At 66.3% G+C, this 13,417-nt stretch carries 7 protein-coding genes; 6 read left to right on the top strand and 1 reads right to left on the bottom strand.

The features are described from left to right. Window positions 1-175 precede the first annotated feature (175 nt). Window positions 176-937: a bactofilin family protein gene (locus PKB_RS26670; protein WP_043256053.1), complete on the top strand. Its 762-nt coding sequence runs from the start codon at window positions 176-178 to the stop codon at window positions 935-937. 78 nt (window positions 938-1,015) lie between these two features. On the opposite strand, the gene glnA is transcribed toward PKB_RS26670, so the two are convergent. Beyond that, entirely contained in the window at window positions 1,016-2,425 is a 1,410-nt protein-coding gene (glnA, locus tag PKB_RS26665) for a glutamate--ammonia ligase (protein WP_043256051.1), read from the bottom strand. 332 nt (window positions 2,426-2,757) lie between these two features. On the opposite strand from glnA, the gene thiI reads away from it, so the two are divergent. The 5 genes from thiI (at window position 2,758) to estP (ending at window position 13,410) form a co-directional block, all read left to right on the top strand. Further along, window positions 2,758-4,212, top strand: coding sequence for a tRNA uracil 4-sulfurtransferase ThiI (gene thiI, locus PKB_RS26660; RefSeq protein ID WP_043256050.1), 1,455 nt, complete (start codon window positions 2,758-2,760; stop codon window positions 4,210-4,212). Window positions 4,213-4,381: 169 nt separating this feature from the next. Beyond that, window positions 4,382-6,199, top strand: a complete 1,818-nt coding sequence (gene typA, locus PKB_RS26655) for a translational GTPase TypA (protein WP_043256048.1) — start codon at window positions 4,382-4,384, stop codon at window positions 6,197-6,199. A gap of 164 nt (window positions 6,200-6,363) precedes the next feature. Further along, entirely contained in the window at window positions 6,364-9,981 is a 3,618-nt protein-coding gene (locus PKB_RS26650; RefSeq protein WP_043256047.1) for a DUF2339 domain-containing protein, read from the top strand. Continuing rightward, window positions 9,978-11,345 (top strand): DUF3999 domain-containing protein, encoded by a 1,368-nt coding sequence (locus tag PKB_RS26645; protein WP_043256045.1) that lies wholly within the window; start codon window positions 9,978-9,980, stop codon window positions 11,343-11,345. Before PKB_RS26650 ends, PKB_RS26645 begins: the two co-directional genes overlap by 4 nt. A gap of 148 nt (window positions 11,346-11,493) precedes the next feature. Then, a complete protein-coding gene (estP, locus tag PKB_RS26640; protein ID WP_043256044.1) occupies window positions 11,494-13,410 on the top strand; it encodes an esterase EstP in 1,917 nt (638 codons plus the stop codon). The last annotated feature ends 7 nt before the right edge of the window (window positions 13,411-13,417 follow it).

The raw sequence follows: 13,417 nt of genomic DNA, 5'->3' as shown, positions 1-13,417 counted from the left end.
ATGTCAATGGGGATACGGCCCTGGTGGTATCGAATAGGCCTACCCCCACTCGGATGCGGTCAAAGGACGCGCCTCCGGCAATGAATGAATCCGCCGCCCCGGATTGTCGCCGCCCCTGCCGGGCCGCACGCGAGAAAGCCGGGGCAGGCTTGCTTTGAAGAGGGAGGAGCGCCCCATGACCGCGCTTTTAGTTCTGGCCGTCTGCCTGCTGCTGATGGCCTTGCCCAGGTTGCTGCCGCGTCCGGCGCTGGCGCTGCCTGAGCCGCCGGCCCTGCACGAGATGCCGGTGAGGCCGCTGCCTGAGGTGACGGCGGCGTCCGAGCCGCAGCGCGCAATGCCGCCGGATAATCTGCTCTCCCTGCCGCTGGGGCTGCACCCGGCCGATCGCCAGGTGCATGGCGCCGTGGAAATCAGCGGGCTGCTGCGGGTGCGCCCGCCGCTGCGCTTCTGGAGCCTGAGCGCCAACGAGATCCGCTTCGGCGATTGCTCGCGGGCGCCGCTGGGCGTGGCCGCGGTGAGTTCCGCCGGGCGTCACGTGGAGGAGGGCGAGTATCGCGTGGCCGCCGGCGATTGCGTGAACGGCGACCTGCAGGTACATGGCGACCTCTATCTGGGGCGCTATTCCACGGTGCGCGGTTCGGTGCAGGTGGAAGGCGGCGTGTGGATGGACGAGGGCGCGGAAGTCGCCGGCGCCATCATCGCCCGCGGCTCTGTACGGGTCGGCCGGCGCTCGCGGGTGGCCGGACCTTTGATGGTCGGGCGCAACCTGAGCCTGGCGCGCGAATGCGTGATAGGCGCGCCGCAGGTGCCGACCCGGATCAGTGCGAGCAGCCTTCGGATCATCGAGGGCTGCCGGGTACATGGGCAGATTTCGGCCGAAGGCGGCGCCCAGGTGAAGCCGCTGGCGCGCATCGAAGACCTGGTCGAACCGCTCTGACGGAACAGGAAGCGCAGGCATAAAAAAGGCCTCCCGAGGGAGGCCTTAATGGTGCAGCTGATTATTGGTCTTCGCGGATTACACGCTGTAGTACAGGTCGTATTCCAGCGGGTGCACGAAGGTGCGCACCTTGATCTCTTCTTCCGACTTCAGCTCGATGTAGGCATCGATGAACTCGTCGGTGAACACGCCGCCCTTGGTTAGGAACGCGCGGCCCTTGTCGAGTTCTTCCAGCGCCTCTTTCAGGCTGCCGCAAACCTGCGGGATCTCTTTCGCCTCTTCCGGCGGCAGGTCGTACAGGTTCTTGTCGGCGGCATCGCCGGGGTGAATCTTGTTCTGGATACCGTCCAGGCCGGCCATCAGCAGGGCAGCGAAGGCCAGGTAGGGGTTGGCAGCCGGGTCCGGGAAGCGCGCTTCGATACGGCGGGCTTTCGGGCTGGAAACGTACGGGATACGGATCGAGGCGGAACGGTTGCGGGCGGAGTAGGCCAGCATTACCGGAGCTTCGAAGCCCGGGACCAGACGCTTGTAGGAGTTGGTCGACGGGTTGGTGAAGCCGTTCAGGGCCTTGCCGTGCTTGATGATGCCGCCGATGAAGTACAGGGCGGTATCGGACAGGCCGGCATAGCCTTCGCCAGCGAAGGTGTTCTTGCCATCTTTGGAGATGGACATGTGTACGTGCATGCCCGAGCCGTTGTCGCCGTACAGCGGCTTCGGCATGAAGGTCACGGTCTTGCCGTACGCGTCGGCAACGTTGTGCACGCAGTACTTCAGGGTCTGAACTTCGTCAGCCTTGGCGACCAGGGTGTTGAACTTCACGCCGATTTCGTTCTGGCCGGCGGTGGCAACTTCGTGGTGGTGAACTTCGACCACCAGGCCCATTTCTTCCAGGGCGTTGCACATGGCGGTACGGATTTCGTGGTCGTGGTCGACCGGCGGTACCGGGAAGTAGCCGCCTTTGACGCCCGGACGGTGGCCTTTGTTGCCGGTTTCGATGTCGGCGTCGGTGTTCCAGGAAGCCTGCTCGGAGAAGATCTTGAACATCGAGCCGGAGATGTCGGACTTGAACTTCACTTCGTCGAAGATGAAGAACTCCGGCTCCGGGCCGACGAATACGGTGTCACCGATACCGGTGGACTTCAGGTATTCCTCGGCGCGCTTGGCGATGTTGCGCGGGTCGCGCTCGTAGCCTTGCATGGTGCTCGGCTCGATGATGTCGCAGACCAGGATCAGGGTCGGCTCTTCGGTGAACGGGTCCAGGACGGCGGTGGTGTCGTCCGGCAGCAGGATCATGTCGGAGGCTTCGATGCCTTTCCAGCCGGCGATGGAGGAACCGTCGAACATCTTGCCGACTTCGAAGAAGTCATCGTCCAGCGCGTCGCGGGCCGGCATGGTGACGTGTTGCTGCTTGCCTTTGGTATCGGTGAAGCGCAGGTCTACCCACTTCACGTCATGGTCTTTGATCAGTTGGTGCGACTTGTACGACATGCTGTCCTCCAGGAGGGATTAGAGCTGGGAACTTCTGTGCCCCAGTGTCGGGTGATGCCGGCCGGAATACTCCGTCAGGGCAACCTGCCTCACAAGGGAGCAAGTTGCGTGCCAGTGCTCGTTTTTGGGTAGAGGCCCGTCTGGCGAGGGTTTTCGCGGGCGGGGCGGAGATTATTGCGCGAATGTTGCACCAGTATGGTGCTCTGCCATGGTGCGCAAGATCGATTTTGGTGCACCAAAAAGAATCTGCGGGAATTTGCTCAAGTCTTGAGCAATTTCGAGTATAATTCCGCCCCTTTTTTTCGTCCCTTCGGGCTTGCGCCTTTTCACGCATGAAACTCATCGTCAAGGTCTTCCAGGAAATCACCATCAAGAGCCGGCCGGTGCGCAAGCGCTTTATCCGCCAGCTGGCCAAGAACATTCGCACCGTGCTGCGCGACCTGGATCCGGAGCTGCGGGTCGAGGGCGAATGGGACAACCTGGACGTCGAGACCAAGGTCACCGAGCCCAAAGTCCTGCGCGAGATGATCGAGCGCCTGACTTGCGTGCCGGGCATCGGCCACTTCCTGGAAGTGCACGAATACCCGCTGGGCGACTTCGACGACATCCTCGAGAAGTGCAAGGCGCACTTCGGCGACAAGCTGCAGGGCAAGATCTTCTCGATGCGCTGCAAGCGCGCCGGCCATCACAGCTTCACTTCCATCGACGTCGAGCGTTATGTCGGCGGCGGCCTGCGCCAGCACTGCGGTGCGGCCGGCGTATCGCTGAAGAACCCGGAAGTGGAAGTGCGCGTGGAAATCCGCCACGACCGCCTGTACGTCATCCACGCCCAGCACAATGGCATCGGCGGTTATCCGCTCGGCGCCCTGGAGCAGGTGCTGGTGCTGATGTCGGGTGGCTTCGACTCCACCGTCGCCGCCTACCAGATGATGCGCCGCGGGCTGATCAGCCACTTCGTGTTCTTCAACCTCGGCGGCCGCGCCCACGAGCTGGGCGTGATGGAAGTCGCCCACTACCTGTGGGAGAAGTACGGCCGTTCGCAGCGCGTGCTCTTCGTCAGCGTGCCCTTCGAGGAAGTGGTCGGCGAGATTCTCACCAAGGTCGACGACAGCTACATGGGCGTGACCCTGAAGCGCATGATGCTGCGCGCTGCCAGCCGTGTGGCCGAGCGCCTGGAGCTGAACGCGCTGGTCACCGGCGAGGCGATTTCCCAGGTCTCCAGCCAGACCCTGCCGAACCTCTCGGTGATCGACCGGGTGACCGACACCCTGGTCCTGCGCCCGCTGATCGCCAGCCACAAGCAGGACATCATCGATACCGCCACGCAGATCGGCACCGCCGAGTTCGCCAAGCACATGCCCGAGTACTGCGGCGTGATCTCGGTGAACCCGACCACCCAGGCCAAGCCCTACCGCGTCGAGCACGAAGAGACCAAGTTCGACATGGCCGTGCTCGACCGCGCCCTGGAACGCGCCACGCAGATGACCGTGGACCGGGTGATCGACGAGCTGGGCAAGGACCTGCCGGTAGAAATGGTCGGCGAAGTGCTGCCCGGCCAGATCGTCGTGGACATCCGTCATCCGGATGCGCAGGAAGATGAACCGCTGGAGCTGGAAGGCATCGAAGTGCTGCCCATGCCGTTCTACGCGATCAACAGCAAATTCAAGGAACTGGACCCGAACCGCCAGTACCTCCTGTATTGCGACAAGGGCGTGATGAGCCGCCTGCATGCTCACCACCTGGTCAACGAAGGGCACACCAATGTGCGCGTTTACCGCCCGCAATAAGGGCATCGGCGAACGCCGTCAGCCCGGACTGTTCGGCGGCAGCATCCGCCATCGTCCACCCGACACAATCGGCGCGTAGCCTTACGCTCCGACGTTTTGCATCGCCGCGCCCAGGCCCGGCACCCGCTGCCGCAGAGGCAGCCGAAGACTCACTATCGAGACTGACACCGTGATCGAAAAACTCCGCAATATCGCCATCATCGCCCACGTCGACCATGGCAAGACCACCCTGGTGGACAAGCTGCTGAAGCTGTCCGGCACCCTCGACCGCAAAGAAGCGGAAAACGAGCGCGTGATGGACTCCAACGACCAGGAAAAAGAGCGCGGCATCACCATCCTGGCGAAGAACACCGCGATCAAGTGGAACGGCTACAACATCAACATCGTCGACACCCCCGGCCACGCCGACTTCGGCGGTGAGGTAGAGCGCGTGATGTCGATGGTCGACTCCGTGCTGCTGGTGGTCGACGCCCAGGACGGCCCGATGCCGCAGACCCGTTTCGTGACCCAGAAGGCTTTCAAGGCCGGCCTGCGTCCGATCGTGGTAGTGAACAAGATCGACCGTCCGGGCGCGCGTCCTGACTGGGTCATCGACCAGATCTTCGACCTGTTCGACAACCTCGGCGCCACCGACGAGCAGCTCGACTTCCCGATCGTCTACGCCAGTGCCCTGAACGGCATCGCCGGCATGGACCACGAGAAGATGGACGACAACATGGACGCCTTGTTCCAGGCGATCATCGACCACGTTCCGGTCCCGGACGTCGACGTCGACGGTCCGTTCCAGATGCAGATCTCGCAGCTGGACTACAACAGCTTCCTCGGCGTGATCGGCATCGGCCGTATCGCTCGCGGCAAGGTCAAGACCAACACCCCGGTCGTGGCCATCAGCGACGACGGCACCAAGCGTAACGGCCGCATCCTGAAGATCATGGGTCACTCCGGTCTGCAGCGCGTCGAAGTCGCCGAAGCCGAAGCTGGCGACATCGTCTGCGTATCGGGCATGGACGAGCTGTTCATCTCCGACACCCTGTGCGACCCGCAGCACGTCGAAGCCCGTCCGCCGCTGACCGTCGACCAGCCGACCGTGAGCATGACCTTCCAGGTCAACGACTCGCCGTTCGCCGGCCGCGAAGGCAAGTTCGTCACCAGCCGCAACATCAAGGAGCGTCTGGACAAGGAACTGCTGCACAACGTGGCCCTGCGCGTCGAGCAAGGCGACAGCCCGGAGAAATTCAAGGTTTCCGGCCGTGGCGAGCTGCACCTGTCGGTTCTGATCGAAACCATGCGCCGTGAAGGCTTCGAGCTGGCCGTGGGCCGCCCGGAAGTGGTGATCATCGAGAAGGACGGCGAAAAGCAGGAGCCGTACGAGAACGTCACCATCGACATCGAGGAGCAGCACCAGGGCCCCGTGATGGAGCAGATGGGTCTGCGTAAGGGCGACATGACCAACATGATCCCCGACGGCAAGGGCCGCATCCGCCTGGAATACGTGATTCCGGCCCGCGGCCTGATCGGCTTCCGTAACGCCTTCCTGACCATGACCTCGGGCACCGGCATCCTGACCTCCACCTTCGACCACTACGGTCCGGTGAAGGCCGGCGACGTCGCCCACCGCCAGAACGGCGTGCTGGTCTCCATGGCCACCGGCACCGCGCTGACCTACTCCCTGGAAACCCTGCAGGATCGCGGCAAGCTGTTCCTGAGCCCGGGCGACGAAGTCTACGAAGGCCAACTGGCCGGTATCCACAGCCGCGACAACGACCTGGTGATCAACCCCACCAAGGCCAAGAAGCTCGACAACATGCGCGCTTCCGGCAAGGACGAGACCATCCAGCTGACCCCGGCGCTGAAGTACACCCTGGAACAGGCGCTGGAGTTCATCGACGAAGACGAGCTGGTGGAAGTGACGCCGAAGTCCATCCGTCTGCGCAAGAAAATGCTTAACGAGAACGACCGCAAGCGCTACGAGCGCAGCAAGGTCTAAGACCGGGGGGGGCTTTTTTTCGTCCGTGTGGCGGCGGGCGGGGCTGAGGCGTCTGATTCTTCGCAGTGTGGCGTAGGCAAAAGCGCTGTTGGCCGGGGCCGATATACTCTGCAATCACGCGTCCGCTGGATGGGGCGCGCCCTCCCTGTTCAAGGATGTATCCCATGCAATGGATCCTCATGCTGGTCGGCCTGGTCCTGGGTATCGGCTGGGACGAGTCGATCGAAGGAGCCCTGTTCGGCGCCGGACTCGGCCTGCTGCTCGGCCAGGCCCTGGCGCTGCACGGCCTGCAGCGGCAGAACAACAGGCTGCGCCAGCAGCTGGAGCAGTTCGCCGCGCGCTTCGAAACCGGCACCGAGGCGCTCTACCAGCGCCTACTGAAGCTGGAGCAAGGCGGCGTTGCACCGGTCGCGCCCGCGTCGGAAGAGGCTGCGCCACCCACGGTCGAAGCGGTCGCCGAGCCGGCAACCCCGGTCGAAACCGAACTGGATTGGGACATCGAGCTGCCCGCTGCCCCGGCGCCCGCGCCGAGCGCGCCGGAGCCGGAGTGGTCGCTGCAGCCGGTGGAGCGGCCAGAACCCGCCGAGCAAGCGGTCGCCAAGGCCGAGCCAGAGGTCGACAGCGCCTCCGCCTGGACCTCCGAGCCCGCCGCGCCTGCCGGTCCGTCCTGGTTCGACCGCGCCCTGGGTGCGGCGCGCGATTGGCTGTTCGGCGGCAACACCGTGCTGCGCATTGGCGTGCTGCTGCTGTTCCTCGGCTTGGCTTTCCTCCTGCGCTACGCCTCCGAGCGCGTCGTCGTTCCGGTCGAACTGCGCTACATGGGTGTGGCTGCTGCCGCCATCGCTTTGCTCGGGCTGGGCTGGTGGTTGCGACACAAGCGCGCGACCTACGCCTTGCTGCTGCAGGGCACCGGTATCGCGGTGCTCTATCTGACGGTGTTCGCCGCGATGCGCCTGCATCCGCTGCTGAGCCCGGGCCAGGCGCTCGGCCTGCTGGTGGCGGTTACTGTATTCTCGGCGATGCTCGCCGTGCTGCAGGATGCCCTTGGACTTGCCGCTGCTGCGGCGCTCGGCGGCTTCGCCGCGCCCATCCTCACCTCCACCGGCGCCGGCAACCATGTCGCGCTGTTCAGCTACTTCGCGCTGCTCAACGGCGGCATCTTCGCCATCGCCTGGTTCCGTGCCTGGCGCCTGCTCAACCTGATCGGCTTCTTCGGCACCTTCGGCATCGGCTTCGCCTGGGGGTTGCGCTCCTATACGCCGGAGCTGTTCGCCAGCACCGAGCCGTTCCTGCTGCTGTTCTTCCTGATGTACGTGGGCATCGGCCTGCTTTTCGCCCGTCGCCGCCTGCGCGAGGCCGCGGGGCTTGCCGATGACGCGGATCGCGGCGAGACGCTGCGCTGGTCGATGCGGCAGACCGACTATGTCGACGGCACTGTTTTCTTCGGCGCACCGCTAATTGGCTTCGGCCTGCAGTACGCGGTGATCCGCCACCTGGAGTTCGGCCCGGCGTTCAGCGCGCTGATCCTCGGCCTGTTCTACATGCTGCTGGCGCGCTCGCTGTCCGGTCGCGGCGCCGGTCGCGCCTTGCTGTTGGTGGAAGCCTGCCTGGCGCTGGGAGTGATCTTCGGCACCCTGGCCATTCCCCTGGGCCTGGACGCGCGCTGGACCTCGGCGGCCTGGGCTGTCGAAGGCGCCGGCATCTACTGGCTCGGCCTGCGCCAGGGTCGCTGGCTGGCGCGCGCATTCGCGCTGTTGCTGCAGGCTGGTGCGGCCATCGCCTTCCTCGGCTCGTTGCGTGCGGGTGTGGATAACCTGCTCGACGGCGCGCCGCTGGGCGCGCTGATGCTCGGTGCGGCGCTGCTGTTCAGCTACTGGCAACTGCGTCGCCAGGGCGCTGTCGGCCTGTTCGACTGGGAGTCGCGCTGCCAGCCGGTACTGGCGGTGTTCGGCCTGGCGTTCGTCTACCTGATTGCGCCCCTGTGCTTCGCCGTGCCGGGTACTGCGATGTGCTGGGCATTGGCCGGCCTGGCCACGCTGCTCGCCGGCCTGCGCCTGCGTTCGCGGACCTTCCTGTTCTGCGCCTTCGCCGTGCAATTGCTCGGCGGTGCGCTCTTCCTTGCCAACCTGCGTGCGGCGGACGCCGGCAGCGGCGTGCTGGGCAGCGGCTGGACCGGCCTGTTCGGCGCCAGCCTGATCGGCCTCGCGCTGATCGTTGGCATGCTGCTGGCTGCGCGCGACCCGCTGGTGCGCGACGACCGCAGGCTGATGCTCGGCCTCAGCGGCGTGCTGCTCGCCGGTCTGGCCTTCGTCAACCTGGCGGTGCTGTTCGTCCTGCCCTGGCGCAGTGCAGCGGCGGTGTGGGCCGGCAGCGGTTTGCTGATCCTCTGGCTGAGTTTGGTCCTGCAGCAGCGCGCCAGTTTCGTCTTCGGTCTTGTGCTGCAGGTGCTGGGTGGCGCGGCGCTGCTGTTCAGCGGTCAGGCGTTGCTGGGTGGTCTCTCTGGCGAGGGCCTGACGCCTTTCGCCCACAGCGGCTTCTGGTGCCCGGCGGTGCTGGCGCTGGCGGCGCTGGTCGGCGCCTGGCGCTTGCATCGTGCCGCTCAGGCGGATGATCCGATGGACCTGGGAGTATTGACCCTCGAGCGCCTGTCGCAGCTCTTGCTCGCCTGGGGCGCTGGTTGGTGGGCGTTGACCGCGCTGTGCGAGATCACTCGCTTCGTGCCTTCGGCCATGCGTGAGCATGTGGCGGTGTTGGTCGCTGCCTTGAGTGTGGTGCTGTGGACGCTGATTGCGCGCCGCGAGCAATGGCGTGCGCTGGCGCTGGCATGCCTGGCCCTGACGCCTCTGGGCGTGTTCGCTCTGGCGAGCGCTTTCCACCTGCAGTCCCAGCCGCTGGCGGCGCTTGGCTGGCTGGGCTGGGGCGCGCTGTTCGCCGCGCACCTGTGGTCGCTGCGCAAGCTTGAGCCGCTGTTGCCGCTGCCGCCGTTGCGTGCCGCTCACGTGCTCGGCTGTTGGCTGTTGCTGACGGTGCTGGCGCTCGAACTGCGCTACGCCTTCCTGACCCTCGCCGAGCACTACAACGCCTGGCGCTGGCTGGGTTGGGCGCTGGTGCCGAGCGCCTACCTCGTTCTGGTCGGCACCCGTCCGCGCCTGCCCTGGCCGGTGGCGGCCTTCCCCCGCGAATACCGCAGCATTGCTGCTGCGCCGGTCGCCGTGGTGCTGCTCGGCTGGTTCTGGCTGGTCAACCTGTTCAGCGACGGCGCGGCGCAGCCCCTGCCTTACCTGCCGCTGCTCAACCCGCTGGAGCTGGGCATGCTGATCGTCCTGGCAGCGATCTTCCGCTGGAGCCGCGAGGGCCTGCCGCCACTCGGGCTGGCGCTGGAGCGCGTTCGCCTGCCGGTGCAGGCCGTGCTCGGTGCCTCGCTGTTCGCCCTGCTGACCATGGCTGTGTGCCGCACTGCGCACCATTGGGGCGGCGTGCCTTTCGCGGCGGACGCGCTGCTCGATTCGATGCTGGTGCAGGCCGGGCTGTCCATCGTCTGGACGCTGATCGCCCTTGGCCTGATGGTCGGCGGCCACCTGCGCGCGCGGCGCGACCTGTGGATGGTCGGCGCGGCGCTGATCGGCGTGGTGGTGATCAAGCTGTTCTTCATCGAACTGGGCAACAGCGGCAGCCTGGAGCGCATCGTTTCCTTCATCGGCGTCGGCGTGCTGCTGCTGGTCGTCGGCTACTTCGCCCCCTTGCCGCCGCGCCGTGCGGAACAGGAGTTACCCCCGGCATGAAGCTTCACACACTCGTTTGCTTCCTCGGCCTGGCGACCGGATTCGCCAGCGCCGCGGAAAACCCCGCCGATTATCCGCAGCAGGCACCGCTCACGCTGCAAGGCGAGGGCCCCTGGTATCGCCTTCAGGTGCCGATGGCGGTGCAGCTGGCGGCGAAGCATGCCGACCTGCGCGACCTGCGCGTCTTCGACAAGGAAGGCGAGGCGCTGCCCTATGCGCTGAACGTGGTTTCCGCACAGGCCAGCAGCACCGAGCACAGCGCTACGGCGCGACTGTTCCCGCTCTACGGCGCGGCGGCCGATCCCGGCCAGCAACCCGGCTTGCGCATCCAGCGCAGCACCGTCGGCACCGTGGTGGAAGTGCTGCCCGATACGCCGCCGGCGACGGGCGAAAGGCGCAGCGGCTGGCTGCTGGATGCAGGCGACGCTGACTTCCCCTTCGAACGCCTGGCGCTGGACTGGAACAGCAGCGCCGAGGGCTTCCAGCACTTCCGCATCGAAGCCAGCGACGACCTGCAGCACTGGCGCCCCTGGGGCGACGGCCAGCTCGCGCGGCTGAGCTTCAACGGCGAGCGCATGGACGTCAGCGACATACCGCTGCCCGGCCAGAAGGCCCGCTACCTGCGCCTGCTCTGGGCGAGCGGGCAGGAAGCGGTCGAGCTGAAGGGCGCGCGCCTGCAGGGCCGAACCGACATGGCCGCCGCGACGCCGCTGGTGTGGTCGGAGCCGCTTGCCGGGCGCCGCGAGAGTGACGGCAGCTTCCGCTGGGACCTGCCCTTGGCGCTGCCGCTGGAGCGCGTGCGCTTCAGCCTCGATCCGGCGCAGCAGCACCTGATGGCGCCGGTGGCGCTGTCAGGGCGCGCCGACAAGGGGCAGGGCGAGCAGGAGGGCTGGTATCCGCTGGCCCGCGGCGTGCTCTACGACCTGCCGATGGAGGGGCGCCAGGTTCGCCAGGACGAGCTGACGCTGGCGGGCAGCCCGGTGCGCCAGTTGCGCCTGGTCACCGACGAGCGCGGCACCGGATTGGGCTCTGCGGCGCCGAGCCTGAGCGTGGCGATGCGCGCCAGCGAGCTGGTGTTCCTGGCTCGTGGCAGTGCGCCCTACAGCCTTGCGCTGGGCAAGGCGGACGCACATTCGGCCAGCTTGCCGCTGAGCGTGCTGATCCCCGGCTATGACGCGCAGAAGCCTGCACCGATTGGCCAAGCCAGCCTCGCAAGCCCGTTGCAGGGCGCCAGTGCAGCAGCGCAGGCGGTAGGCGAGGGCAACTGGAAGCGCATCGGCCTGTGGGCGGTGCTGCTCGCCGGCGTGGCGCTGCTCGGGGGCATGGCGTACAGCCTGCTGCGTGGGGGCAAGACGAGCGCCTGAGCGGCTTTTGCGTCGAAAAGCGAAGGAATCGGGGAAATCACGCCAGCTTATGTAGGGAAAAGCGTCAAGAACGCTACTCTGCGTGAATCTTCTGATACTGTAATTCGCGTTGTGCACTACCAATAAGAACAAGCACGGAGTCTGCAGAATGATCAAACAGGTGCTCACGCCCCTGGCCGCCGCCTGCCTGCTCGGCATCGCCGGCCAAGCCTCGGCTTCCCCCTCCCCGTATTCGACCATGGTGATCTTCGGCGACAGCCTCAGCGATGCGGGGCAGTTCCCCGACGCTGGCGGCCCGGCCGGCGCCTCCACCCGCTTCACCAACCGCGTCGGCCCGACCTACCTGGACGGCAGCGGCGAGATCTTCGGCCCCACCGCGGCCATGATCATCGGTGGCCGCCTAGGCGTTTCCGCCGCCGACCGTGGCCCCTCGACCTCGCTGGTGAATGCCGCCAACGGCCTGCCTGACGGCAACAACTGGGCAGTGGGTGGCTACCGCACCGACCAGATCTACGACTCCATCACCGCGCCGGGCGGCTCGGTGGTCAGCGCCAACGGCCAGACCCGTACCCGCGACGGCTACCTGGTCGGCCGTCGCGCCGACCCGAACGCGCTCTATTACCTCACCGGCGGCGGCAACGACTTCCTCCAGCTGAGGATCACCAACGATCCGACCGCACGCGCCGCCGCCGGACGCCTGGTGGACAGCGTCAACGCCCTGAACCAAGCCGGCGCGCGCTACATCATGGTCTGGCTTCTGCCCGACCTCGGCCTGACCCCGGCCACCAATGGCACTGCGTTGCAGTCGTTCGGCACCCAGCTCAGCGGCATCTTCAACGAAGAGCTGGTGAGTGAGCTGTCCGCCAGCGGCGCCAACGTCATTCCGCTGAACATCCCGAAAATGCTCGGCGAAGTGCTGGCCGACCCCGGCGCCTATGGCCTGGCCACCGGGCAGAACCTGGTGGGCACCTGCTTCAGCGGCAACAGCTGCCCGGAGAACGCCACCTACGGCCGCCACGGCGCCAGCCCCGATCCGACCAAGCTGATCTTCAACGACGGCGTGCACCCGACCATCGCCGGGCAGACGATCATCGCCGACTACGCCTACTCGATCCTGTCCGCGCCCTGGGAGGCGAGCCTGCTGCCGGAGATGGCGCTGGGCACCCTCAATACCTTCCAGCCCCCCCGCCCCAGCCAGTGGCTGGCCGACTGGGGCGAGTGGCAGCGCGTCGGCCAGTGGCGCGGCTTCATCAGCGGCGGCGGCCAGCACCTGGACTACGACGACCAGGACAGCGCCGCCAATGGCGACGGCTTCGGCTACAACCTGAACCTCGGCGGCAGCTACCGCCTCGACGAGGCCTGGCGCATCGGCGTCGCCGCCGGCATCTACGGGCAGAAGCTGGAAGCCGGCCCCGAGGACTCCGACTACAAGCTCAACAGCTACCTCGGCAGCCTGTTCGCGCAGTTCCAGCAGGATCGCTGGTGGGCCGACGCAGCAGTCAGCGCCGGGTATCTCGACTACGCGGACGCCAACCGCAAGTTCGCCATCTACAAGCGCACCGTCGAGGAGAAGGCCGACACCAACGGCAACCTGATCGCCTTCAGCGGCCGTCTCGGCTACGACATCGCCCAGGGCGGCGAGAACTGGCACCTGTCGCCCTTCGTGAGCGCCGACTGGGCGCGGGTGAAGGTCGATGGCTACACCGAAGGCAGTGGCGATGCCGAGGCGATCTCGTTCGACGAGCAGAACCGCTACTCGCGGCGCCTGGGTGCGGGTCTGCAGGGCAAGTACGACCTTTCGGCCGAAACCCGGCTGTTCGGTGAGGTGGGAGTCGAGCGCGAATACGCCGACGATACCCAGAACATCGGCATGAACCTCACCAGCCTGTCGACGCTCGACTTCACCCTGCAGGGCTACACCCCGCAGAGCCACATGCAGCACGCGACCCTCGGCTTCGACCAGAAGCTGACCCCGGAGCTGTCGCTGCGCGGCGGCTACAGCGCGCACCGTAGCGACGACAACCTGCAGCAGGGCGTGAACCTGGCCCTGAGCCTGGACTTCTGACCCGGTA

It is taken from the genome of Pseudomonas knackmussii B13, assembly GCF_000689415.1.
Taxonomy (GTDB): Bacteria; Pseudomonadota; Gammaproteobacteria; order Pseudomonadales; family Pseudomonadaceae; genus Pseudomonas; species Pseudomonas knackmussii.
This window is presented reverse-complemented; position numbering and strand designations above follow the sequence as displayed.

What these genes read in the sequence shown, in the direction of transcription:
- PKB_RS26670 (WP_043256053.1), top strand. Translation starts at nt 176, where the DNA reads ATGACCGCGCTTTTAGTTCTGGCCGTCTGCCTGCTGCTGATGGCCTTG.
- glnA (WP_043256051.1), bottom strand. Translation starts at nt 2,425, where the DNA reads ATGTCGTACAAGTCGCACCAACTGATCAAAGACCATGACGTGAAGTGG.
- thiI (WP_043256050.1), top strand. Translation starts at nt 2,758, where the DNA reads ATGAAACTCATCGTCAAGGTCTTCCAGGAAATCACCATCAAGAGCCGG.
- PKB_RS26650 (WP_043256047.1), top strand. Translation starts at nt 6,364, where the DNA reads ATGCAATGGATCCTCATGCTGGTCGGCCTGGTCCTGGGTATCGGCTGG.
- PKB_RS26645 (WP_043256045.1), top strand. Translation starts at nt 9,978, where the DNA reads ATGAAGCTTCACACACTCGTTTGCTTCCTCGGCCTGGCGACCGGATTC.
- estP (WP_043256044.1), top strand. Translation starts at nt 11,494, where the DNA reads ATGATCAAACAGGTGCTCACGCCCCTGGCCGCCGCCTGCCTGCTCGGC.